Genomic DNA, 22,809 nt, shown 5'->3' on the forward strand with positions numbered 1-22,809 from the left:
ACCCGGAATCGCCGGACGCAGACACGCGGCATGATCGTCCGGGCGCTCACCGTGGGCACGGCGCTCGCGCTGTTGGTCGGCTGCGGCTCGGGCGACAGCGAGGTGAAGTCGGGTTCCAACGCGCTGGGTTCGACCAACGACATCAATCCCCAGGAGCCGAGCGCACTGCGCGACGGCGGCAACCTGCGTCTCGCCATCACGAATTTCCCCGCGACGTTCAATTCGCACCACGTCGACAGCGACTATGACCTCTCCGAGGTGGTCGACTGGACATTGCCAGGGCCGATCACCTCCAACGCCGCAGGCGAATTGTCGATCGACCACAATTTCTTCACCGACATCGCGCTGACCGAGACCAACCCGCAGCGAGTTGTCTACACCATCAACCCCAAGGCGGTCTGGTCCGACGGCAGCCCGATCACCTGGGAGGACCTGCGTTCCCAGGCGGAGGCGCTGAGCGGCCGCAACACGGAATACCGGGTCTCCGCGACCCAGGGCTACAGCCGGCTGGCCCGCGTCGAGCGCGGCGTCGACGACCGCCAGGCAATCGCCACCTTCGGACAGCACTACGCGGATTGGCGGGGCCTGTTCAGTCAGCTGATGCCGAAGGAATCGACCGAGACGCCGCAGGCGTTCAACGAGCGTGACCGCAACGGGCTCGCCAAATCGGCGGGACCGTTCGTGATCACCTCCGTCGACCGGGCGCAGCAACGCATCGTGCTCAGCCGCAACCCGAAATGGTGGGGCGAGACGCCGAAACTCGACACCGTCACCTACAGCGTGCTCGACTATTCGGCCCGTCTCAACGCCTTGCAGAACAATGAACTCGACGCCATCGATATCTCGGGCATCGAGGAGGTCAAGTCCGCGACCAACTCACCGGGCATCATCGTGCGTCGCGCTTCGCGTCCGTCCAATTCGCACATCACGTTCAACGGAGCGCAGGGGTCGATTCTCGCGGATCCCCGCCTGCGCGTCGCAATCGCGAAGGCGATCGACCGTCAGGGCGTCGTCACGGCGCTGCAGAACGGGATCGTGGAGAATCCCAAGCCGCTGAACAACCACATCTACCTCGACGGGCAGAAGGGCTACCAGGACAACTCCGCGGTCATCGCCTACAATCCCGACGAGGCGGCCCGAATGCTGGACGAACTCGGTTGGAAGCTCAACGGCGACGTCCGCGAGAAGGACGGGCGGCAGCTGGTGATCCGGGATGTGATGTTCCAGCAGGACACCTGGGTGCAGATGGCGCAGATCATGCAGCAGAATCTGGCTCGGGTCGGGGTGAAACTCGAAATCCAGACCTTCCCCGGCAACGGCCTGTTCACCGATGTCATCGACCCGGGCAACTTCGACATCGCTCAGTTCAGCTGGCAACGAAGCATCTTCCCGCTCGGCGCGCTGCCCCAGATCTACGCCTACGACCCAGCGAATACGCTCAGTAACAAGGGACGGATCGGGTCACCCGAACTGAACGCGCTGATCGACCAGACCATCTCCGAACTCGACCCCGAGAAGGCGATCGAGCTTGCGAACAAGGCCGACCGGATGATCTTCGAGCTGGGTCATTCGGTGCCCGTCGCGCAATCGGCCGGCAACGTAGCGGTGCGTGCGGGCCTGGCCAACTTCGGCGCCTTCGGGCTGGCTTCCACGGACTACCTCCGGGTGGGCTTCGAGAAGTGAGGTCGTTTCCGTAGGACGCAACGAGCAGGAAGGATCACCATGCGGATTACCTCCGCGTATGCCCGGCTGGCCTTATCGCTGGTCGCCGTAGGGCTGGCAATCACCGGTTGTGGCGGCGACAACGAAGTGACCCCGGGCTCCAGCACGGTCGGCAGCACCAACGACATCAACCCGAGGGACCCGAGCGAACTGCGCGACGGCGGCAACCTGCGGCTGGCACTCACCAACTTCCCGGAGACCTTCAACTATCTGCACGTGGACGGCGGAACGGAGTCTGTCTTCTACTTGGTCGAAGCGACGATGCCCGCCGCCTTCGTCAGCGATGCGGCCGGGCAGCTGAGCGTCGACCACGACTTCTTCACCGATATCAAGCTGACCGGCACGAGCCCGCAGCAGGTGCAGTACACCATCAACCCGAAGGCCGTGTGGTCGGACGGCTCCCCGATCACCTGGGAGGACCTCCGGTCTCAGGCGAACGCCCTCAGCGGCAAGGACAACGCGTTCCTCGTCTCGGCCACCGGCGGTTTCGAACGGGTCGGCAAAGTGGAGCGCGGAGCCGACGACCGGCAAGCGGTGGTGACCTTCGACCAACCGTATGGCGAATGGCAAGGACTGTTCAGCCCGCTGTACCCGAAGTCGGTCACCGCGACCCCGGACGCCTTCACCAACGCCGCCAGGAACGGGCTGCCACAAAGTGCGGGCCCTTTCGTGGTCACCTCCATCGACCGCAGCCAGAATCGCATCGTGCTGGGGCGCAATCCCAAGTGGTGGGGCGATACGCCGAAGCTCGATTCCGTCACCTTCAGCGTGCTCGACCATTCGGCCTGGCTGCCCGCGATCCAGAACAACGAACTCGATATCGCCTACATGTCCGGCATCGAGAACGTCAGCGCGGCGCGCAATGCCGCGAACGTGGTCATCCGGCGCACGCCCGAGCCGACCTGGTCGCACATCACGTTCAACGGAGCACCCGGTTCCCTGCTGGCCGATCCGCAGCTGCGAATCGCCATCTCCAAGGCGATCGACCGGCAGGGAGTGGTCACCGCCTCGCAGCACGGCGTCGTCGACGATCCCAAGCCGCTGAACAATCACGTCTTCGTGTCGGGGCAGAAGGGCTACCAGGACAACGCGGCGCCCATCGCCTACGACCCGGACGAGGCGGCCCGCATGTTGGACGCCCTCGGGTGGAAACTCAACGGCGATGTCCGCGAGAAGGACGGTCGCAGGCTCGAACTCCGCGACGTGATGTACCAGCAGGATCAATGGGTCCAGACCGCGCAGATCGTGCAGCAGAACCTCGCGAGGGTCGGAGTGAAGCTGACCATCCAGACCGTGCCCGGCACCGGGCTGTTCACCAACGTCATCGACCCCGGCAACTTCGATCTGGCCCAATTCAGCTGGAACGGCAGCGTTCTCCCGCTGAGCGGACTGCGGCAGATCTACTACTACGATCCGAACAACCTGCAGGGCAACAAGGCGCGGATCGGTACCCCGGAACTCAACGCGCTGATCGACCAGACCCTCTCGGAACTGGACCCCGACAAGGCGATCCAGCTGGCGAACCAGTGCGATCGGATGATCTTCGAAGAGGGGTACTCCATTCCGCTGCACCAGGCGGCGGGCACCTACGCCGCCCGGACCGACCTGGCGAACTACGGAGCGTTCGGCCTCGCCTCGCGCGACTACACCAAGGTCGGCTTCCTGAAGTGAGTTTTGGATCGGACCACCCGCTGGCCTATCCGGTCACGGTGACGTTCGGCGCCCTCGCGGTCTGTGCCGCTTGGGCGCCGTTCGGCACGTTGGATCAGGTGGCGGGGATCGTGGCCGTCGCCCTCGGGCTTGTCGGATACACCGCGTACCGGTTCGCTGTGGCGTTCGGGTTGCTCGGGTTCGGGAGTTCGAGCGCCGTGCGAACGGCCCGAGTCACCCGAGTCCGCCAGCAACATCGCCTCGTCAGCCGGTCATGGTTGCAGATCGACGGCGCCGATGGTCGACGGTGGCTTCCGGTCTACTTCGACTCGGCGCTGCCCACCCTTACCGAAACCGAGGCCGACCTGACCGGTCGCACGGTTCACGTCTCCGGACGCCGCCTCTATCCGTCCGGCCGTCTCCGCGATGCCGAGCCCCCTGGCCGCCTGATCGACAATCCGAGCCGTCCTGACCCCGACGCACCCGGCCACACGGCGAAGGCCGTCCGGCTACGTCGCAGGCTCCTGCTCGACGCCCAGTCGGCCGTCGCTGCCCCGATCGCCGCCCTCCTGTGGATCTATCTCGACGGCGGCGGACTCACCACCTTCTTCGCCGCTTTCACAGTCGCGTTCGGAGGGTCACTATGGTTGTCCGCCATCGGCGGTTCGGATCCCACGTGACAATCGATCAGGGACTACCGGCGATTGTCGACATCGGCGACTCGGCGCGCGCAGCCTGAGCAGGAAAAAGCGAATCTCGCGCCGTCATCGGCCTGGAGCGCAGCGGAGGCGGATGGCCCCGGCGGTGGAACGGACTTCGAGCCGCCCCACCGCCGGTACTGTCAGCCGTTAGCCGACGGTTCCCGCTAGTCGATACCGAATGGCGCGGCGTAACGAACCTTGCCGCGCGGCAGCGGATGAGCAGGATCGAGCGTCAACGCCATCAGCGCCTCATCCGGCACATCGATACTCAGGCCGATACCGTGCTCGGATGCCCGGCCGAAGCCGAAGCGCGGGTAGTAGGTCGGATGCCCGAGCACGATGACGAACGGCTCGCCCATCCCGGCTGCGGCCGCGAGCCCGGCCCGAATCGCGGCGGCGCCCGCACCGGTCCGCTGGTAATCGGGCAGCACCGCGCACGGGCCGAGGCACAGGGCCGGTGTGCTGTCGACGTGGCAGCGAGTCAGCAACGCGAAGCCGACCGGTGTGCCGTCCGGCAGCGTGCTGACCAGGGACAGGCCGTCGATCCATGCGGGATCTCCGCGCAGCGCGTCGACCAGATCGGCCTCCTCGGCCCGGTCGAAGGCCGCGCGGTTGATCTCGTGGATCGCCGGGATATCGGCATCGGTTTCGGCGCGCACGCGCCAAGCGATGGTGGAACTCAACTCGAATTCTCCGTCTTCGATGGTCGGTCGTGGACACGGCACCACCGTCACGCGAGCCGGATGGCTCGCACACGCACGCCGGACTCCGAGATCACACCGAGACCCGGAGCAATCGCACGTTCCAGGCGCCGTGCGTGACGGCGGTCTTCGGCGCGGTCATCGCGCTCCACCTCCTTGGTGCTCGCACAGCCGATCAAAACGAACGAGCGATGCTAGCGCGGGCGGGCCAGTGAATTGATTCGAACCTATATTGGTCTGACCACTTGACCTCCTGACCAACAATGCGCACAGTAGGAGCATGGCGTTGCAACCTGTGGTCAAGCGGTCGGTGTCGGCGGATGTGTTCGAGCAGATCGCCGCGGATGTGCTCAGCGGTGAGCTGGCGCCGGGGGCGACCTTGCCCAGTGAGCGGCAGTTGGCGGAGTCGCTCGGTGTGTCCCGCCCCGCAGTGCGGGAGGCGCTACAGCGTCTGGCCGCGGCCGGACTGGTGTCCGTGCGGCAGGGCGACGCGACAACCGTGCTGAACTATCGGCGCGGCGCGGGGCTCGAGGTTCTGCCCAGGCTGCTGGTGCAGGCCGGGGAACTGGACCCTGCGGTCGCCAGCAGCATTCTGGAGGCCCGCCTGCACAACGGGCCGAAGGTGGCCGAGTTGGCCGCGCGCCGGGTCGGCACGATCGGCGCCGACGAGGTTCGTCCCCTGCTGGAGGCCTCGATCGAAGCGCTCGCCGTCGAACAGGATCCGGTCGCGCAGCAGCGGCACGCGATGGAGTTCTGGGATCACGTCGTGGACGCGGCCGACTCGATCGTCTTCCGGCTGATGTTCAACATGCTGCGCGCCGCCTATGAACCGGCGCTCGCGGCGCTGGCCCCGATCATGTCCGCCGAGGTGGGCAACGTCGGGGCATACCGCGAACTGGCCGCCGCCATCGCCGCGGGCCGGCCGCAGAAGGCCGCCACCACCGCTCGGGCGCTGCTCGAGCCAGCGACCACCGCTCTGATCGAGGTCCTCAGTGGACCGCCGGTCACGCACAGCTAGGAACGAACATGACCAAATCCAAAGCATCCGAACGTGATTCGATCGACACCGACGCGCGGGCGCAGGTGCGCAGGGACGAGCGGGCGCTGCGTCGCGGACTCACCCTGGGCCAGGCATTCGAGGAATTCCTCCGGCACCCTTCGCCGTGGATGATCGCAACCACGCTGGTGGGGGCACTGATCGCCCGGATCGTCATCGGCGACTGGCAGCCGACCGATCTGCTGGTGCCCGCCGCGATGCTGGCGGTCTTCCCGGTCTTCGAGTGGATCGTGCACGTCACCGTGCTGCATTGGCGGCCACGGCGGCTCGGCCCGATCGCGCTCGACAGCGAACTGGCCCGCAAGCACCGCGAGCATCACGTCGACCCGCGCGACATCCCACTGATCTTTATCCCGACGAGGACACTATCGGTGCTGGTCGTCGTGCTGATCGCACTGGCGATATTCGCCTTCCCGCGCCTCGGCCTCGGCCTGACGTTCCTGATCACCATCACCCTGCTCGGCCTCGGCTACGAGTGGACGCACTACCTGATCCACACCGACTACAAGCCGAAGGGATCGCTCTACCGGGCGGTCTGGCGCAACCACCGCCACCACCACTACAAGAACGAACACTACTGGTTCACGGTCACCAGCTCCGGCACCGCCGACCGCCTTTTCCGCACCTACCCTGACCCGGCCGCGACCGAGACCTCACCCACCGCACGCAAGCTGCATTCGGCCTGAATATCGGCCGCAGTGCACTCTCCAGCTGGACCCCGCGCAGTCACATCCCGCGGTTCTGCGCCGGGTCCAGCGCCCCGCATACCCACTCGCCCGGTCGATTTCACTCATCGCCGCACATCAACGACACGTTCCTGTCCAGGAGGGCGAGCGCGCCGTTCGAGCGGCGCAGTCTGCGATCACTGAACATGAGGCCGGCTGCGCGAAGATCACGCAAGGCCTGCTCGAGGCCGAGCTCCGACTCACGCGAGTATCCGTGGGAGAGTCCGACGAGGTCGATCATTCGCTCGACCGCGGCGTAGCAGTGACTGCTCGCTACCGTCTTGAGCACGTTGAAATGGATCTGATCCGGAATCCCGGACAGGTCATGAACATTGTTCTCGGACATCCGCGCTACGCATGTCCGAAGACAAGCCGCAACGATCTCCAAGTGCTCGCGTACCCGGCCGACTTCCTCGAGAGCCGAGTCCGAATCGAGGAACGCTCGATGTTGCTTTCGTCCGCTCCAGCGCAGCAGACGTGACCACGCTTCTTCTGCACAGCCGAGCCAGGATGAGGCCCATCCGACATGCGCCAACGGGCCGAACGAAGCCGCCGCCATCTGGGCGAGCGGAACAGTGAGCTCGTTCGACCGCGGAACAGAGCCGTCCAGCTCGAGCGCGACATTTCCGGTGGATCGCATCCCTAGCATGTCCCACGGCCGGCCCGCGGTGATTTCGAGATCGCTGCGGTCGGCATAGACCAGCGCCGTATCTCTGGGTGTGCGTCCCTCGGCCGATCTCATCTTTATGAGAAAGGAATCCGCGACGAGTCCGCCGGTCACGATAGGCGCGGTGCGGCGAATAGCGATCCGGCCGTCCCCAGCGGACGAACCAGGAGGACTGGTGAAGAGATCGCCCCCAGTGTCGGGCTCGGTGGTCACCGAACCGATGTAGTTCCTCCCGCGACGGACTTGCTCCAGGACGCGCCCCCGCAGATCATCGGAGCCATATCGCGCGATCGTCATCACCTGCTGGCTGTGCATGACCCACATGACCGCCACGGATAGCGAGGCACGACCGAGGATTCGAGCCACCTGGGAATAGTCACCGATCGTCGCGGCGGTGCCATCGGCTTGCCTATCCGGCACGAACATCCCGAGCAGACCGGACGACCGCAGCTCCGCCAGAGCTTCTTCCGCGAAGACGCCGGCTCGGTCCGCGGCTACCGCCTCGCGACGTGCCACCGCGGCGACCGCCATAGCTGCCGCTCGGATTTCCGAACCTGTCGACCGTGTGCTCATGGAGCAACCCCGGGCAGCGGCCGGCGTGTCATGACGTAATGGGACGCCGACGTCACAGTTGTCCCGTCGACTACGAGTTCGATCGGAATAGGATGACTCAGGAACGCCAGCAAGCTCGCCGTCAGGCCGTACGCACCGACATTCGGGATCGCGAGCACATCTCCCGCGCAGAGGCTTTCGAAAGATGCGCTGGGGACCAGAATGTCGGCCGGAGTGCACAGCGGCCCGGCCAGCGTTCCGTCGAACGGTGCGGCCTCCTGTGATCGACCATCGGAAGTCGAGCCGATTCGTCGCGGCTCCAGTCGCGCGGCCAAGACTCTGCCCAAGCCGCTCATACCACCGAGGTGATGCACTCCGGTGTCCAGCACCGCAAACGTACTTCCGTGTGATCGCTTGACGTCGCGCACGGTCGACAACAGTGTTCCAGACGTTCCGACCACACGCCTGCCGGATTCGAACGAGATGGCCGGTCGGCGATCCCGCCATCCCGGAAGCCACTCATCCAACATCTGCTCGAGCCGGTCGCGCAACCGTGGATACTCTTCGTACTCACCCGGCACGCCGAAAGCCGCCGCAAATCCGCCGCCCAAATCAACCTCGCGTACCTCGAGCTGGTGCCGGTCGATGAGTCTGCGCGCCTCCCGCGCGCTGTTGGCGAAGGACTCGAGCAGATCCGCTTCGTCCGCGATCTGGGTCGCCGGATAAAAGTGCAGCCCACGAAAGGTCGAATGCGGATCGTCGGTGAACAATGCCGAGAATTCGCCGATTCCACTCGGGTCGACTCCGAACTGGCTCGGCCGGCCGCTCATCCGCAGACCGGCGCTGCCACGTGCCGGTGAGTTGACGCGGACGAGATATTCGACGAGGGTCCCGGCCTCGGCCGCCGCCTGTCCCAGACGAGTGCGGTCCGCTACCGACTCGACAGAGAACTTGCGAACTCCCCGTGCTATCGCTTCGTCGAACTCCGCCCTCGACTTCCCGGGGCCGGTGAACATCGCGTCCGCCGTGGCCGACAACGACTCCGCGATCCGTACTTCACCGATCGAGCTCACTTCGAGCGCGAGGCCGCCCGCGTGAATCAAGCGCACGAGGTCAGGATGCGGATTCGCTTTCACGGAGTAGTACAGGGCGCTCGCGCGCGGCAACAGTGCTGTGAGGGTGTCGATGGCCCGGACGACATCACGGGCGTCGTACACGTAGAGCGGCGTTGGGTACGCCAGCGCAAGCCTCATCAGCTCGGCATCGTCGATAGTCACCGCGCTGTGCCCTTCGGAGAGAACTTCCCATTCGCGTTGACTGGAATTCGATCTACCACCGCTGTGGCGGATGGAATCTTCGCCGAGTCCAACTCGCCGCGTAGCGCTTCGAGCAGATCCGGCGCGGACACCGAACCGGCGACCCACAGCTTCAGTTCGCCTGCCGCATCCGGACCGCAGTATGCCTGCAATACCCCGGGCACTCGCTCTGCGGCACGCTCTATCTCCAGTTTGGACACGCGAATTCCGTTGTTCTTGAACAAGTCTCCGCGCCGACCTTCCACGTACAGCAGGCCGAGTTCATCGATGCGACCGAAATCCCCTGTCCGCAAGCAGCTCTCATCATCCAGCGGCAGGCCCTGTCGCTGTCGGTCCGCCAGGTCGATCCGGGACACAGCAGGCCCGCGGACGACGATCTCACCGAGCTCGCCAGGACGCACTGTCCAACCCTGCGGATCGCGTACCGTCACGTCGTGACTACTCAGCGGAGTGCCGACGTCATCGCGTGGTAGTTCGGCTGCCGCGTACAAACCGATCGAAACACGTTTACACTCACTCAGGCCGTACATCAAAGCCATGGTGACCTCCGGATGCACCTCGGCCACGAGTTCCTGCAGGGGCGCGGGCAGCCGTTCACCTGTGTTGGTCACGATGCGTAGCGGCGGGAGGACTCGACTTCGCTGAGCCGCGGTGAGATACATGCGCAGCAATGTCGGGACGACGGGCAGAACTGTCACGTTACGCTGCGCGAGTACTCGCGGAATCGCAGCACCTGCGCCTGCCTCCGCTAGTGCGACGTGGCAACCCGCCGTGAGACTCAGCAGAAGTTGGTAGTACCCGTAGTCGAACGCCAGTGGCAACGCGCAATACACGACGTCGTCCGCGCGGTACCGCAGCCGGTCCGCGATCGTGTGCACGAGCAGACTCATCTGCCTCTGAGTGAAACCGATCCCCTTGGGTCGCCCGGTGGACCCGGAAGTGAAGATACCGAAGGCCAGGTCATCCGCGAGAATCCGTCGACGATGCTCCGGCACCGGGGGATCGCCGTCAGAGATGAGCACCGCCTCGGGGTGCACAGCCAGCGCGCTCGGCAGCGCCTCCACCGACGCGCGAACATCCGCTCGAGCCGAAATTACAGCGCTCGCTCCACAGGTGCTGACGAACGCGACAACCTCCCGTGGCGTCGCGGTGGCACTGATCGGAACGACGACGACGCCTTCGATATGACAGGCCACCACCGTACGTAGAAACCGGTACGAAGATTCGGCTTGGATCAACACGATCGCATCGCCGACACAATCCCCGAACAGCTGCTTTGCACGCCTGCGCGTTTCGGCGACATCGAGTGCGAGTTGGGCGTGGGTAATCTCCACACGACCATCCGAGCACGCTATTTTGGATGGGTTGCGCACCGCATTTCTCAGCACTGCGCTTTCGAGCGCAATCGCCAAACTCTCCAAACTTACCCTCCCCCGAGGCATAACGATCCCCATGCGTCCCTTCGCGGCCACAGTACCATTTCTCCGCACCTGGGCAAGTCGGACCGATACCTTGGTCCCCGAACGCCCTGCTCGGCGGAATCCGCAGCGCGTCGGCCTCTTCGAACGCGCGCCGGCATTACCTACGGAGAGCCGCGTCCTCGTGTTCCACCGAAGCGAAAGCCTCCCGAGCTCAACAGGACTCGTTGACACGTGGACGAACCGAACCTATGCTACGACCAGCGAGGCAGGACAGCGCCATCGCACTTGGGGAGGGAGTACCCGTCATGGGCATCTTGATTTCTGTCGTGGTCCACAGGAAGCACGTAGCATTACCTCAGCTCAGCTGAGTATTCGCGAAGAATCGCGCTCTGCGACAGAACTAGATCGGCACGCGCACATTTCTCGACATGTGCGACATCAGGTTCTGTCGAATTCCTGCATCGATTTCATCTAGCGCACACGAGACCGCCATAGGGCTACGAAAAACCAATTTCCCTATCGCTCTTCGTGTTCGCGCAATCGGTGCTGCCAGAAATAAACATCGAGAGACTACGATAGTGAATGAGTCAAATGATCGACTCGGCTCTCCCTGCGTTGTGGTCCTGGCAACTCCCGCTCCAGTTACGCACAGAACCGCAGAAGAGAACCTCGGCATCGGGTACTTGGCCGCGGTGCTACGGAATCACGGCGTCACCGTCGTAGTAATCGACGGTTGGCTCGAAGGACTGAATACCGAACAACTCGCATCCAGGATCAGCCGCCACGACCCCGATCTGATCGGATTCTCCTGCTACCGCACCAATATGGAGCGCGCCATGGAGACGATCCGGCTGGTCAAAGACTCCGGGTCGACCGCCTTCTCCGTGGCCGGCGGCTACGGCCCGACTTTCCACGCCGAAGAGTTCGTGCGAGCGGGCTTCGACGCTGCGGTGCGCGGCGAGGGCGAGGTTCCGTTGCTCCAGCTCATCGCACACGTCAGATCCGGGACACCATCACTAGCCGCGATTCCGGGTTTGACCCACCGGAACGGCGACGACGTGGTGCACAATGCCGCTCCGGCACCGAAGCTGCCGATGGACGAGTTGCCCCATCCCCAGCGGGACACCTTGAGCTTGACGATCGCCCGTCGAAGCCTGGTCCACGTGCAGAGCGCCCGCGGGTGCCAAGCGTCCTGCACGTTCTGTTCCATCGTGGCGTTCGAGCGCATCGCTCCTGGGCCGACTTGGCGACAGCGCACCATTGAGAACTTCGTCGACGAGGTGGAGAACCTGTGGCGCAGGGGCGCCACGCATTTCAAGGTCATCGATGACAGCTTCATCGAGCCGCCGCGGGATGCCGAGTGGTGCACGGCTCTGGCCGATGAGATCGAACGTCGAGGGATCTCCCCTCGGTTCCGGGGGTCGATCAGGGCTGACCGCGCATCGGATGAGGTGCTACGTGAGCTCGCGAGGGCAGGGTTCTTCTCGTTCTCCTGTGGCATCGAGAACTTCTCCGCATCCGCGCTCCGACGCATGGCCAAGCGAGCGGATGTGCCCGCGAACTGCAGAGCCCTGAACGCGATGAAGCGCTACGGCCTCTATGTCCAAGCCGGCCACATCCTCTTCGATGACGGCACGACGGTGGCGGAATTACAGGACAACTACTTATTGATGAGAAGGTACAACTGGACGATATCGAAAGGAATCTTCACCGAGATGTACGCAGCTGCGGGGACGAACTTCACCCGTAAGCTGCGGAAGACCGGCGAACTGATCGATGCCGACTCACTCGGAAATAGCCGATACGCCGTCAGAGACCGGACCGCTCGCGCCGTGTACAACGCATTGAAGAAATGGCACAGCCATCACTCGACTGTCTACGACAAGGCAATAGATCCGCTCTCCGCCCCGAAGGCATTGGCTGCCGATGAGCTGGCCATGTTCCACCGGATCTCGGTACAGCTTCGCGACAAAGACCTCGACTTCTTCGGTGCCGTACTCGATATCGTCGCCCAGGACATCTCGATCGATACGATCGAGATGGAGGTCGAGGAATTACTCGACCAGCGGCTGCGGGTATCGGATGAGTGGTACGCCGCTTTCGAGCGGGAAGTCGAAGCCGCATACGCGCATGCCGGTTTGGTCTACGACGCGGATCCCAACCCATTTTTGTGCTAGCAGTAAATCGGAACTCGTGACTATGAGGAAACCATGACGGAAATTACAGAGAATGAGGCCGAGGCGGGTTCGGCGGTCGCGAAATTCCCATGGGAGCGTTCGTCGGAACTCGTGGGCAAGTCCATCCAGATCGACCCTAAAGAGCATTTCGACCGGCAGGTCGGGCCCATCGAACATCCGGATCTGGACGAATGCCCCATCACCATCAGGAATATCGGCTGGACACTCGGGAACGATTGCCCGTATCGATGCACTCACTGCTATTCGATGTCGGCTCGTGAGAAGGGTATGAACTTCTCCGTCGACATCATCGACCGAATCGTCTCCGAACTCGCCTCGAACGGCGTCGAAACGGTGAACCTCGGTGGAAACGAGCCCCTGTTCACGAATGGCGCGAACCCCAGAGACACCCTGCTGCCCTACATCCTGGACGCCCTCAACGACGCCGGGATCATCGTGGGCCTCACCACGTCCGGCATCACGGCGATACACCTCGAGCGTGATCACAATGCGCAGTGGCGCAAGCTGAACGATCTGGATGTGAGCTTCGACTCGCCGTTCGAGGACGAGCACAATGCGAATCGGGGCGCCAAGATCTACAAGCAGGCAATCCGTACTCTCCAGCTCGCGAAAGACTACGGCATCGACCACACCGTCATCATGTGTGGGATGAACTGGAACTTCACACCCCGACATATCGAAGCGATCCTGGAGCTCGCCACCAAGTACGATGCGCATATCCGGATCAATCCGATAAAGCCGGTCGAACCCGCTCACATGGATTCTCTACTGACTGCCGAACAGTACTACGAAGGGTTCGCCATGCTGATGGAGCATTGCGATCCGATTGATCTCGGTGAGCCGCCTATCGCCGCGGTCACCGACTACCAGGGGGCCAAAGGCTGCCCGTGTGGTCGCACTTCGTTCCGGATCCACTCGATCACGCCGGACGGTCGCATTCCGGTGTCACCCTGTGTCTACCTGCACGACTACAAGATAGGTGACCTCCGAAAGGACAGCTTGTACGATATCGTCCGGTCGCCGCAGTTCCAGTCGTTTCGTCGTAGAAATGCGAATCCCGAAATGGTCGAAGGTTGCGCGGGATGTTCGATGCTGCACAGCTGCCGCGGCGGCTGCGCCGGGCGGTCCTATCTGCACAACGCACACGTAACCGGTAAGCGTTCACTGTTCTCGAGGGATCCTTACTGCCCGCGAGATGTGCAGCCCCAGCAGCAGTTCCCGCAGAAACCTCAGGTGCCGACCGACATCAGGCTCGTACATATGGACTATCTCTGCACCTGGATCGGAAAGCCGCGCGGCAGCTAAGCTGCTGCGCATGGACAACAGCAAAACACTGGCGCTCGGCAAGGCGTTCCTCGGCAAGCATGTCCGGGTGGTTATCGACCGGCCTCTGGGGTCACATCATCCGACCGACGGGTTTCATTATGACCTGAATTACGGCTACCTGCCGGGCGTCCCTGCGCCCGATGGTGAGGATCTCGACGCATATCTCATAGGACCGACCGGTCCGGTGGCCGAATCCGAGGGCTTGTGTATCGCTGTTGTGCATCGCTTATACGAGGATGACGACAAACTTGTGGTTGTTGAAGACGGGGAACAACTCTCTGATGAGCGAATCAAGGAACTCGTGTGGTTCCAGGAAGGCGATCGACCGTACACAATCGTACGTTCGGCAGCCGGTCAGGACTGAACTCACGCGTGATTCGGTGTTCGCCGGCGGCCTGGTCGACCGGCTGCCCGCCACTACCGTGGAGCAGATCCGCGTTCGCCTGGGCTATCGACGACTTCGCCAGATAGAAGCTCCGACAGCGGACCGTCGTTCTGCCAATGCCTGGTTCTCCGGTCACGGAGGCGAGGGCACAGTGTTCTTGAAGCTGTACGCGTCGGATCACCGAGCCGCCACCGAGGCCGCGGTGGCGTCACAGCTGCCGAGAGCGATCACAACCCGATTCGTGAACAGTGGGGTGTTGAACGAGATAGGCGCGTACACAGCATTCGAGTGGGCGAATTTGAATGATGTCGCACTGGACCACAACGGCGTGGAGGTGTCCGCGAGATTACTTGCCGCGGTGCACGACTGCCCGCTACCACCGAGCAGTGGCATCGCGGCAGACCACATCACTCCCGCGTCGTACGAGAAGGCTGTCGAGCGTCTCGCGCGCGTCGCTCCGGATAGTTTTGCCGAAGTGGAATCGGTGGTTGCCGGCGCCTGGGCGCAGGACCTGGTAACCGCCGCTTCAGAGATCGCGACGACCGCTCCGTCGGTTGTTCTGCACGGCGATTTTTCGTTCCGCAACGTCGCAAAATGCTCGGGTCGACATGTCGTTTTCGATTTCGAGCGCGCCTGTACCGGCCCGGCCGAGCTCGACCTGGCCCGGATATGGGATCGAGAACTCACCCGCGTACCGAACGGGCAGTCGCTGTTCGCGGCCGCTTATCGTAGAGCACGGGGGCTTGCCCAGCTCTGGCCCGACCCGGTGTTGTTGCGATTCAGTCGGCTCAGATGCGCCGTGACAACGCTGACGGCGGGCCGACTACAGCGCGAGGAACAGTTCGCGGACCAAGGTTATACGATACTGAAAGCCCTCCGGCCATGAAATCCATCAAACTGAAATCCATCAACGCGTTGTACGCGATCCACGGCAGTGCAGATATCCTGGACCAGATCGCTGATACAGTAGATCCCTTTCTCGAACCGGTGCCCCTGTCCTCAGCGGGCGATTGCTGGTCCATTCACATCGAAGAAACCGGCTCAGTTTCCCCCGGTCCGGATTCCGAACCCAACGTAGACTGGCAGGTTGCCGATCGACGGGTGAACATCGTCGGCTCATCCAATTGGGTGTCCACATTCACCAACAGATACATTCGCACCCTCGATCGCATCGCGGCGATGATGGCCGGATGGCGACCGGTTCACGGCGCTGCGGTGACGGTCGCCGGCCGCGGGGTCGTGATAGTCGGCGACAAGTTCGCGGGAAAGACGACGGCGGCGCTCTCCCTCGTTCGGTCCCGTGGAGGAGAGTTCATCTCCAACGACGACACGATGCTCGCGCTGACCGACCGTGTTCGCGCCATGGGAACGTCGCGCTCCATCGGTGTCCGGATCGGCTCACTCGCTGAGCACAGGCCCGCCCTCCCTCTCGACGACCTGGCGCGAGCAGCCCGCCTCCACCCTGCCAACGTGGCGGTACCCACGGCGGAGAAGATCTTTCTTTCGCCATCCGAACTGCCGGCCATCGGAGGTCGTGCGGCACCGACCATGCGGGTGGATGCCCTCGTCGAGTTGCGCTGTTCCACAGCGGCTGCCGGCGTTATGCACAGAATTCCTGCCGGGCAGGCGGCCGAACTCGTCGAAAAACATGTCGAGCGGTATCCGGATCGCAACAGGCACGGGTTCATCAGCGATTTGGGGATCTCTTTTCCGTCCATGGACGATACTGCCCAGCTCATTTCGCACAACGTCGATATATTCGAATTCGACCACCCCCGATCGGGATGGGTCGAACAATTTCTGAGGGAGATGGACAAAGTCATGTTCTCGGCGGTGGAGTCGTCATGAAACTCGGCATAGTATTGCGCGCTGATCGCATAATCCGTGACGAAGCGTTTCAACAACAGCGGATCGTCACCGCGAACGGCCCGGTCGACCGGGTATTTTCCGGAAAACTCAGCGGTGTCGAGACGCACTTTCTGTACGGACGATTCCCGGGGCTACGCACGCCCAGTTGGGACATACCGTACGAGACCAACCAGCTGGTATTCGACGAACTCGGCGTCGATCACGTGATCGGGACCTTCGTCGTCGGTGGTGTCGACAGTCGCGTCAGCAGCGGTGACCTGGTCATTCCGCACGACCTCGTCTGCTTCGCCGGACCGCAGCGAGCGATGACCGCGCCGAACGCGCGCTTCTCCAATGCCCACGTCATTCCGTCGCTGTGCCCCTCTTTGCGAGCGCTGCTCGTTCGAGGCGCGCGAGTGACCGGAATTCCCGTCCACGAAGAGGGCGTCTACTTCGGTTTCTACGGGTTCGGTCGGATAGAAACCCTGGCCGAGCTCGAACTTATGCAACGGCTCGGCGCGACCGTAGTCGGCCAGACCATGGACCCCGAGTTCACGCTCGCGCGACAACGTTCGTTGCACTATGCGTCGATTGCCGTCGCGATCGACTCGTATGACGAAATGCGCGACGAGTCGACCAAGGATCCCGATGAGTTCCGTGCCAGGTCCCGGGAAGCGATCGGGATCGGGCGCGAGAAATTCGAGGCGATTCTGGAGGCCGGGCTCGCGACACGTACCTCGGAGCAGCCGGACGACTGCGGGTGCGCTTCGAGACCACGGGCCAAATATCGGGATATGTTTACGTCCTATCCCGAGGACATGTGATGAATGTCTACGGCAACTTCCAGGATGCATATCTCGACACTCTCGACGATATTCTGGAGAAAGACTCCTACCAGGTGTCGCCTCGGGGATTTCGCAGCTTGGAGCTAGTCGGTACGGGATTCCGGATCGACAATCCGCTGGACCGGCTGATCACCCATCCGTCGCGTCGGTCCAACCTTGTCTTCAATTTCGCCGAAGCTCTATGGTATTTGACCGGACGAGATGACCTCGCATATTTGTCCTACTACGCACCCTCGGTGCGACGATATTCTTCGGACGGTCTGCGGCTGACCGGCACGGCCTACGGCCCCCGCATCAGTAGATATGGTGCCGCCGGAATCGACCAGTGGGATGCCGTGCTGGCGCAGCTGCGCGCTGATCCGGATAGCAAGCGCGCCGTTATTCAGATATATCAAGCCGAAGAACTGCAGATACCCGACAACATAGACGTCGCGTGCACGCTCGCGCTGCAATTTCTTCTCCGCGAGGGCCGGCTGCATGCGGTGGGCTATATGCGGGCGAACGATGCCTATCGCGGCATGGTCAGCGACGTTTTCTCGTTCACCTTTCTTCAGGAGGTGATGGCCCGCCAGCTCGGGGTCAGCGTCGGTACTTACACCCACATGGTCGGTTCGATACACGTGTACGATCCAGATCTGCCCGCGGCATCAGACCTATTGGCCACCGAGAATACAGAGGAATCCGGTCCGATGCCGCCCATTCCGGACGGCGACGTACCCGGCGACATCATGCGGCTCATGGCCCTCGAGCATCAACTCCGGACGAATGCGCGCCGGCTCGCTCCTGAGGATATCGGCAACCTCGAATTGCCACATTACTGGTGCGAAGTAGCGGTGCTGCTGGAGCTGCACAGACGCGTCAAGTACGACGAGACGGCGGATGCCGGAACGATCAGTGAACTGCTGAACTGGATCAACCCCCGATATCGGCAGTTGATGACGAGGCGTTTTCCGGTGCTGGATCGAGAGGCATCCCATGCGTGATATGAACACCGTCTTCATCGGAGGACCCTTCAAGGGGTTGATCGACCCGGGGACCGGCTCGATCATCCCCGAGTACCGGTCCAGATACGAGTTTCTGGCCGCGTTCTTCACCCAAGCCGGCTGGCTGGTTCACAACGCCCACCGGTCCGAAGGTTGGGGTTTGAACACCGTTCCGGACCGCGCTTGCACGGAGCGTGACTTCCAGTGGATGCACGATTGCGACCTGTTCATCGCATTCCCGGGCTCTCCGGCGTCGCCGGGGACACATGTGGAGATCGGCTGGGCGACAGCAATGGCCAAGCCTACGATCCTCCTCCTGGAAGCGACGGAATCCTACGCCGCGCTTGTCACCGGGTTGTCCAGCATCGCCCTGATCGAGTACGTGCGGTTTTCCGATCTCGACGAAGCGCTGTCGGGCATCTCCACCGCCGTTGATTCGCTCGCCCGTGCCACCGGAGCATCATGGGCGCTGAGTCCGGTGTCCGGGGGAACGCATGGCCGGTCGTAGCATTCGCCTTCTCACCGTGGGCTCGTCCGACTCCTCTGGCGGCGCCGGCATTCAAGGCGATGTCAAAGCAGCTACCAGCATGGGCGCGTTCGGCAGCACGGTAGTGGTGGGTGTAACGGCACAGAACACTCTCGGCGTCGTAGCTCGGCACAGCGTCCCGATAGAGGTGATCGCTGCGCAGTGGCGGGCAGTCCTCGACGATATCGGAACCGACGCGGTCAAAATCGGTACGACGTGGAGCGCGGAGATCATCGAGTGGCTCGGCGGCGAGATCCGCACACTCGACGTACCCGTAGTGCTGGACCCGGTGATTTTCACGGCCGCCGGCGCCCGATTGTCCGACCAGGGCGCGATCGACGCGCTGCGCCGTACGTTGCTGTCTGCCGTCACGGTCGTGACACCCAACGTTTCGGAAGCACGGTTGCTCGGAAACGTCGGCGACGACACGGAGATCGGTGTGGTCGCGGAAGCAATGGTCGCTGCCGGTGCCCGGGCGGTCGTGATCACGGATGCGCTGCCGGAAGGCGGCGATTGGCTGTTCGATGGACACCGGCACATCGCCATACCCGGCCGCAGGCACCGGACCGGCTGCGACCATGGCGCCGGTTGTGCGCATTCCGCGGTGCTGGCGGTTCTCCTGGGTTCCGGAAGTGGATTGTCCGAAGCGGCGCATCTCACGCAGCGGATTGTGTCCCGCGCTGTCGGCGTTGGCCGGCAAGACATCGGGTCGGGCAGACACCCGGTTGATGTAGCCCAGGCACTGCGTGACGGAGCTGAGTAGTCGTCATATGGGGATCGAGGTCGGGGTCGTCGGGGGAGGCATCGTGGGCGTTTCCGCGGCGATCGTGCTGCGGGAGGCCGGATACGCCACGACGTTGTCCACCGCGGGCTGCGTCGGCGACGGAGCGTCCGCCGCGGCGCATGGTCAACTGGTCCGCCCTGACGTGAGCATGACCTCGTTGTGGCGGGACAGCGTTGCGTTCTACGACCGTTTCGCGTGCGCGAGGCGAGTTGGAAACCTGGTGCTGGTGGCCAATGCGGGCGATTCCACCGCGCTGGCTGGACGCGTGGACGGGCACCTGATATCCGGCTCCGCGATGCGAGCACGATTTCCATACCTCGGCCCCCGCGTCACCGCCGGGCTGTGGCAGGAGGAGGGGCGGCGCATCGACCCGAATCAGGTAGTCCGTCGGCTTGCGTCGGTCGCCGCCGCACGCGGCGCAGTCCTGCGCGAACACACGAAAGTTCGAGCGATCGTCCCTGGGCGGCGACGGCAATGGGCGATGCACCACGATGACGGCTCCCACTCGGAATTCGACGTCGTCGTACTCGCCGCGGGACTGGGTACACGCGACCTGGGCGCAAACTCCGGAGTGGATGTGCCGATAGCCGGAGTCCGGGGTCGCATCCTGCGTACGCAGCCGATGAGACCGCTCTTCTCCACCATCGTCGGTCAGGCCGCCGTCGGCTATCCGCGCCCGGCACACCAACCGGTGGCTCTGCTGGCCCATCAACGCGCGGATGGCGTATTCCTCATCGGAGGCTCGTGGATCGACGAAAGTCAACCCGACCCTACTGATCTGGACCAGACCATTGTGGACAACGCCATCGAACTCATACCCGCCCTGCGCGGTTCGCGGATTGCAGGCGGCTGGTCCGGAACACGTCCGACCACGCCGGATGGCCGTCCGATCATCGATCGCCTCGATGACAACCTCTTCGTCTGCTGCGGTCATGGGGGAAGCGGTTTCATCACCGGTCCCGGCTCGGCGCTCCGGCTCACCGAGAGCATTTCCGACCGATGCCGAACAGATCGCGAAAATCCATTTTCATATGAACGTTTCCGCACGGCCTGAGGAGTACATGTGACGACCTTCATCGAGGAATGTGACGAGTTCACCGCGGAGGTATGGGCCGCTTACAAGAACCATCCGTGGATCGAAGCGCTGGCGGGCGGTACCCTGACGGTCGCGCAATTCTCGTTCTTTCAGATCGACGACGGTGCGCACGTCGCCGAGTTCAACAGGGCTTTGGCGCTCGGCATAGCCAAGGCGCCCGTCGGTCACCCATGGGCGCGCGCGGCGGCACATGTGTTGGACGACATGTCGACCTCGGCCGAATTGTCCGAAAAACAATCCCTGCTAGATGAACTCGGCGTGGAACGAAGAATCGAGCACAGTCGATGGAAGTGCTCCCCAGCCCGCGAAGGATATGTGAACCATCTGGTACGAACTGCCTACGAGGGGTCGCTCGGAGACATAGCGACAAGTCTCTATCCCTGCTCGTTGTTCACGGTGGTGATCGGCGAGAGGTTCCGGAACACGGATATGAGTCACTCGGCGTTCAAGCGATGGACCGATATGTATACGCGACGCACTCGAAATGAGATGCGCGAGCAGCATTTCGCTCTCATAGAAGCGACCGCCGCAACCGCCGATAGCGTGGCCAGGGATCGCATGCGACAGATCTACCGGCGGAGCCTCGAACACCAGGTCCGTGTCTTCGACGCAGCCTGGGTGATGGACCAGCAGTGGCCGGGCGCAGCCAGCAACGCCACCGCACCCTAAGTCGTCTCGCGGACAGGCGGTAGGACGCGGCCAGGGGGACGGAATGTGATTTCCCGGGCCGCCGCTCCGGTGATCGTTGAACGCGCAGGCTCTGTCGAAGCCACTTGGTGGCCCCGGTGAAAGACGAACAATCGCTCCGGCACCAAGCGCAACGCCTCCGCCGGATCAACCGCATCGAGCACGACGAAGTCGGCATGGTCACCGTCGGCAAGACCGTAGCCGGTTCCGATCCCCATGGCGCGCGCTCCGTTGGTCGTCACCAGATCCAGTACGACTTGCGCCTCGTCGGAACCGCTCAGCTGACCGAGGAGCAGCGCCAACTGCGCGGCTGCCAACATGTCGCCATCCCCCAGCGCCAGCCACGCGTCCATGATCGAGTCGTACCCGACGGCGACATTCACGCCGTTCGTGAGCAACTCCCGAATAGGCGCCAGACCGCGCCGCCGCGACGAGGTATCGCCTCTGCCTTGCAGCAGAACATTGACAAAGGGGCAGACAATGACGGAGATTCCGGCGGAAGCCAACCGCCGAGAGACAACCTCGACAGTCCCGCTGGGATAGCCGGCCATCGCTGTGCACTGACTTGCCGTCACTCGGCCATGCCAACCTGCGGCCTCGGTGCGCTCGACCAGTGCATTGACGAAGCGTGAACTCGGATCGTCGGTTTCATCACAGTGGCAATCAATCTCCAGGTCGAACTCCGTCGCCAAGTCGAAGACGAAATCGAGCTCAGCACATCCCGCCCTGTATGTCGGAGCCTGGTGCGGAATTCCACCGATCACATCGCAGCCGAGCTCGACGGCCTCCCGCATCAACCGCCTGCCGCTCGGGAAGGTCAAGGCGCCGTCCTGGGGGAACGCGACCAGCTGTACTTCGCACAATCCGCGGGCAGCCTCGCGCACCTCACATAGCGCTCGAAGCGCTCGAAGCTCCGGATCGCAGATATCGACGTGGCATCGTATGAAGCCGGTTCCTTTCGCGACTTCCCATAATAATGCCTCCATCGCGTTGTCCCGAATTTCTGCGACTGTCAACGTGGACTTCAGTTCGCCCCAGATCTCGATACCTTCCGCGAGAGTTCCGCTGCGATTATGGCGCGGGCGCCCGAGCGTGAGAGCGGTGTCCAAATGCATATGCGCATCGACGAAGGAGGGCAATACCACGCGACCGCCGACGTCGAGTATTCGGGTTGCGGTTTGCCGTGGACTCCCTGCCGCGATGCTCACTATCCTGCCGTCGAGGACACCGAAGTCGGACAGGCCCGGCGCACCGGGAAGAGATGCGTTTCGGATCAGAATGTCGTACATGCTCGCTCATTCCCCGTCGGTTGACTATTCGGGATCTCCGGCTGCTTCGATCGCCCGTTCCACCGCCGCATTCAACGAACCCAGCGTCCGGAACGTTTCCGGCACCAGATCTTCGAAGGGTATCTCGATCTCGAAAGATGATTCGATATCCACGAGCAGGCGTACGGAGGTGAGTGAATCGAGACCGAGATTCGAGAGTTCGACATCGGGGTCCAAACGATCGGTGGACCGATAGTAGGTCAGATGGGAGACGACAATCCTCTCCAGCTCATTTCGGTAGTCTTGCCCAGCGTTTTCGTTCATTCCGAACCGTTCCTTTCGCCCCCCGAG

General features: G+C 63.0%; 22 protein-coding genes. 16 read left to right on the top strand and 6 right to left on the bottom strand.

The features are described from left to right. Positions 1-30: 30 nt before the first annotated feature. Genes NA8_RS00625 through NA8_RS00635 form a run of 3 tightly spaced genes read left to right on the top strand, consistent with a single transcriptional unit; the run spans position 31 to position 4,052 of the window. A complete protein-coding gene (locus NA8_RS00625) occupies positions 31-1,683 on the top strand; it encodes an ABC transporter family substrate-binding protein (protein ID WP_084466402.1) in 1,653 nt (550 codons plus the stop codon). 39 nt (positions 1,684-1,722) lie between these two features. Next, positions 1,723-3,393: an ABC transporter family substrate-binding protein gene (locus NA8_RS00630; protein ID WP_063048359.1), complete on the top strand. Its 1,671-nt coding sequence runs from the start codon at positions 1,723-1,725 to the stop codon at positions 3,391-3,393. After that, entirely contained in the window at positions 3,390-4,052 is a 663-nt protein-coding gene (locus NA8_RS00635; RefSeq protein ID WP_063048360.1) for a hypothetical protein, read from the top strand. The genes NA8_RS00630 and NA8_RS00635 overlap by 4 nt, the downstream gene beginning before the upstream one ends. Before the next feature lie 185 nt (positions 4,053-4,237). On the opposite strand, the gene NA8_RS00640 is transcribed toward NA8_RS00635, so the two are convergent. Beyond that, the gene (locus tag NA8_RS00640; protein ID WP_063048496.1) at positions 4,238-4,756 is read right to left on the bottom strand and encodes a GNAT family N-acetyltransferase; all 519 of its coding nucleotides are present in this window, start codon (positions 4,754-4,756) and stop codon (positions 4,238-4,240) included. 298 nt (positions 4,757-5,054) lie between these two features. Here NA8_RS00640 and NA8_RS00645 point away from each other — a divergent pair, with 298 nt between their 5' ends. Both NA8_RS00645 and NA8_RS00650 read left to right on the top strand, forming a co-directional pair. Next, positions 5,055-5,792 (top strand): FadR/GntR family transcriptional regulator, encoded by a 738-nt coding sequence (locus tag NA8_RS00645; protein WP_063048361.1) that lies wholly within the window; start codon positions 5,055-5,057, stop codon positions 5,790-5,792. Between the two features lie 8 nt (positions 5,793-5,800). After that, positions 5,801-6,517 (top strand): sterol desaturase family protein, encoded by a 717-nt coding sequence (locus NA8_RS00650; RefSeq protein WP_084466403.1) that lies wholly within the window; start codon positions 5,801-5,803, stop codon positions 6,515-6,517. A gap of 100 nt (positions 6,518-6,617) precedes the next feature. On the opposite strand, the gene NA8_RS00655 is transcribed toward NA8_RS00650, so the two are convergent. From NA8_RS00655 to NA8_RS00665, 3 genes are read right to left on the bottom strand one after another with little or no spacing between them, the layout of a single operon-like run. Further along, positions 6,618-7,754: an acyl-CoA dehydrogenase family protein gene (locus NA8_RS00655; protein ID WP_063048362.1), complete on the bottom strand. Its 1,137-nt coding sequence runs from the start codon at positions 7,752-7,754 to the stop codon at positions 6,618-6,620. 38 nt (positions 7,755-7,792) lie between these two features. After that, positions 7,793-9,052 carry a type III PLP-dependent enzyme domain-containing protein gene (locus NA8_RS00660; protein WP_063048363.1) on the bottom strand — a complete coding sequence of 420 codons (1,260 nt, stop codon included), beginning with the start codon at positions 9,050-9,052 and terminating at the stop codon, positions 7,793-7,795. Continuing rightward, entirely contained in the window at positions 9,049-10,512 is a 1,464-nt protein-coding gene (locus tag NA8_RS00665) for a class I adenylate-forming enzyme family protein (protein WP_169810429.1), read from the bottom strand. The genes NA8_RS00660 and NA8_RS00665 overlap by 4 nt, the downstream gene beginning before the upstream one ends. 428 nt (positions 10,513-10,940) lie before the next feature. On the opposite strand from NA8_RS00665, the gene NA8_RS00670 reads away from it, so the two are divergent. The 11 genes from NA8_RS00670 to NA8_RS00720 are packed head-to-tail and all read left to right on the top strand — an operon-like array spanning position 10,941 to position 21,172. Next, on the top strand, positions 10,941-12,689 hold the full coding sequence (locus NA8_RS00670) for a B12-binding domain-containing radical SAM protein (protein WP_281198939.1): 1,749 nt from the start codon (positions 10,941-10,943) through the stop codon (positions 12,687-12,689). A 33-nt stretch (positions 12,690-12,722) separates the two neighbouring features. After that, positions 12,723-14,015 (top strand): radical SAM/SPASM domain-containing protein, encoded by a 1,293-nt coding sequence (locus NA8_RS00675; RefSeq protein ID WP_063048366.1) that lies wholly within the window; start codon positions 12,723-12,725, stop codon positions 14,013-14,015. A 10-nt stretch (positions 14,016-14,025) separates the two neighbouring features. Continuing rightward, a complete protein-coding gene (locus NA8_RS00680; protein ID WP_063048367.1) occupies positions 14,026-14,400 on the top strand; it encodes a hypothetical protein in 375 nt (124 codons plus the stop codon). 16 nt (positions 14,401-14,416) lie between these two features. Further along, positions 14,417-15,307 (top strand): aminoglycoside phosphotransferase family protein, encoded by an 891-nt coding sequence (locus tag NA8_RS00685; RefSeq protein ID WP_063048368.1) that lies wholly within the window; start codon positions 14,417-14,419, stop codon positions 15,305-15,307. Continuing rightward, entirely contained in the window at positions 15,304-16,269 is a 966-nt protein-coding gene (locus NA8_RS33355) for a phosphoenolpyruvate carboxykinase (ATP) (protein ID WP_063048369.1), read from the top strand. The genes NA8_RS00685 and NA8_RS33355 overlap by 4 nt, the downstream gene beginning before the upstream one ends. After that, a complete protein-coding gene (locus NA8_RS00695) occupies positions 16,206-17,093 on the top strand; it encodes a phosphorylase family protein (RefSeq protein ID WP_084466408.1) in 888 nt (295 codons plus the stop codon). Before NA8_RS33355 ends, NA8_RS00695 begins: the two co-directional genes overlap by 64 nt. Further along, a complete protein-coding gene (locus NA8_RS00700) occupies positions 17,093-18,097 on the top strand; it encodes a thymidylate synthase (protein ID WP_063048371.1) in 1,005 nt (334 codons plus the stop codon). Before NA8_RS00695 ends, NA8_RS00700 begins: the two co-directional genes overlap by 1 nt. Position 18,098: 1 nt before the next feature. Beyond that, entirely contained in the window at positions 18,099-18,605 is a 507-nt protein-coding gene (locus NA8_RS00705) for a nucleoside 2-deoxyribosyltransferase (RefSeq protein WP_157106444.1), read from the top strand. After that, complete coding sequence (gene thiD, locus NA8_RS00710; protein WP_063048372.1) at positions 18,592-19,386, top strand: bifunctional hydroxymethylpyrimidine kinase/phosphomethylpyrimidine kinase; 795 nt, start codon at positions 18,592-18,594, stop codon at positions 19,384-19,386. The genes NA8_RS00705 and thiD overlap by 14 nt, the downstream gene beginning before the upstream one ends. Before the next feature lie 7 nt (positions 19,387-19,393). Next, complete coding sequence (locus NA8_RS00715) at positions 19,394-20,461, top strand: NAD(P)/FAD-dependent oxidoreductase (RefSeq protein ID WP_063048373.1); 1,068 nt, start codon at positions 19,394-19,396, stop codon at positions 20,459-20,461. A gap of 9 nt (positions 20,462-20,470) precedes the next feature. Then, entirely contained in the window at positions 20,471-21,172 is a 702-nt protein-coding gene (locus NA8_RS00720) for a TenA family protein (protein WP_063048374.1), read from the top strand. On the opposite strand, the gene NA8_RS00725 is transcribed toward NA8_RS00720, so the two are convergent. Further along, on the bottom strand, positions 21,169-22,479 hold the full coding sequence (locus tag NA8_RS00725) for an amidohydrolase family protein (RefSeq protein WP_063048375.1): 1,311 nt from the start codon (positions 22,477-22,479) through the stop codon (positions 21,169-21,171). The two genes, NA8_RS00720 and NA8_RS00725, sit on opposite strands and share 4 nt — an antisense overlap. A 24-nt stretch (positions 22,480-22,503) precedes the next feature. After that, positions 22,504-22,782, bottom strand: coding sequence for a phosphopantetheine-binding protein (locus NA8_RS00730; protein WP_063048376.1), 279 nt, complete (start codon positions 22,780-22,782; stop codon positions 22,504-22,506). Between the last annotated feature and the right edge of the window lie 27 nt (positions 22,783-22,809).

It is taken from the genome of Nocardia arthritidis NBRC 100137 (genome assembly GCF_001612765.1).
Lineage (GTDB): Bacteria > Actinomycetota > Actinomycetes > Mycobacteriales > Mycobacteriaceae > Nocardia > Nocardia arthritidis.

What these genes read in the sequence shown, in the direction of transcription:
- NA8_RS00625 (WP_084466402.1), top strand. Translation starts at nt 31, where the DNA reads ATGATCGTCCGGGCGCTCACCGTGGGCACGGCGCTCGCGCTGTTGGTC.
- NA8_RS00630 (WP_063048359.1), top strand. Translation starts at nt 1,723, where the DNA reads ATGCGGATTACCTCCGCGTATGCCCGGCTGGCCTTATCGCTGGTCGCC.
- NA8_RS00645 (WP_063048361.1), top strand. Translation starts at nt 5,055, where the DNA reads ATGGCGTTGCAACCTGTGGTCAAGCGGTCGGTGTCGGCGGATGTGTTC.
- NA8_RS00650 (WP_084466403.1), top strand. Translation starts at nt 5,801, where the DNA reads ATGACCAAATCCAAAGCATCCGAACGTGATTCGATCGACACCGACGCG.
- NA8_RS00655 (WP_063048362.1), bottom strand. Translation starts at nt 7,754, where the DNA reads ATGGCGGTCGCCGCGGTGGCACGTCGCGAGGCGGTAGCCGCGGACCGA.
- NA8_RS00670 (WP_281198939.1), top strand. Translation starts at nt 10,941, where the DNA reads ATGTGCGACATCAGGTTCTGTCGAATTCCTGCATCGATTTCATCTAGC.
- NA8_RS00675 (WP_063048366.1), top strand. Translation starts at nt 12,723, where the DNA reads ATGACGGAAATTACAGAGAATGAGGCCGAGGCGGGTTCGGCGGTCGCG.
- NA8_RS00680 (WP_063048367.1), top strand. Translation starts at nt 14,026, where the DNA reads ATGGACAACAGCAAAACACTGGCGCTCGGCAAGGCGTTCCTCGGCAAG.
- NA8_RS33355 (WP_063048369.1), top strand. Translation starts at nt 15,304, where the DNA reads ATGAAATCCATCAAACTGAAATCCATCAACGCGTTGTACGCGATCCAC.
- NA8_RS00695 (WP_084466408.1), top strand. Translation starts at nt 16,206, where the DNA reads ATGGGTCGAACAATTTCTGAGGGAGATGGACAAAGTCATGTTCTCGGC.
- NA8_RS00700 (WP_063048371.1), top strand. Translation starts at nt 17,093, where the DNA reads ATGAATGTCTACGGCAACTTCCAGGATGCATATCTCGACACTCTCGAC.
- NA8_RS00705 (WP_157106444.1), top strand. Translation starts at nt 18,099, where the DNA reads ATGAACACCGTCTTCATCGGAGGACCCTTCAAGGGGTTGATCGACCCG.
- thiD (WP_063048372.1), top strand. Translation starts at nt 18,592, where the DNA reads ATGGCCGGTCGTAGCATTCGCCTTCTCACCGTGGGCTCGTCCGACTCC.
- NA8_RS00715 (WP_063048373.1), top strand. Translation starts at nt 19,394, where the DNA reads ATGGGGATCGAGGTCGGGGTCGTCGGGGGAGGCATCGTGGGCGTTTCC.
- NA8_RS00725 (WP_063048375.1), bottom strand. Translation starts at nt 22,479, where the DNA reads ATGTACGACATTCTGATCCGAAACGCATCTCTTCCCGGTGCGCCGGGC.
- NA8_RS00730 (WP_063048376.1), bottom strand. Translation starts at nt 22,782, where the DNA reads ATGAACGAAAACGCTGGGCAAGACTACCGAAATGAGCTGGAGAGGATT.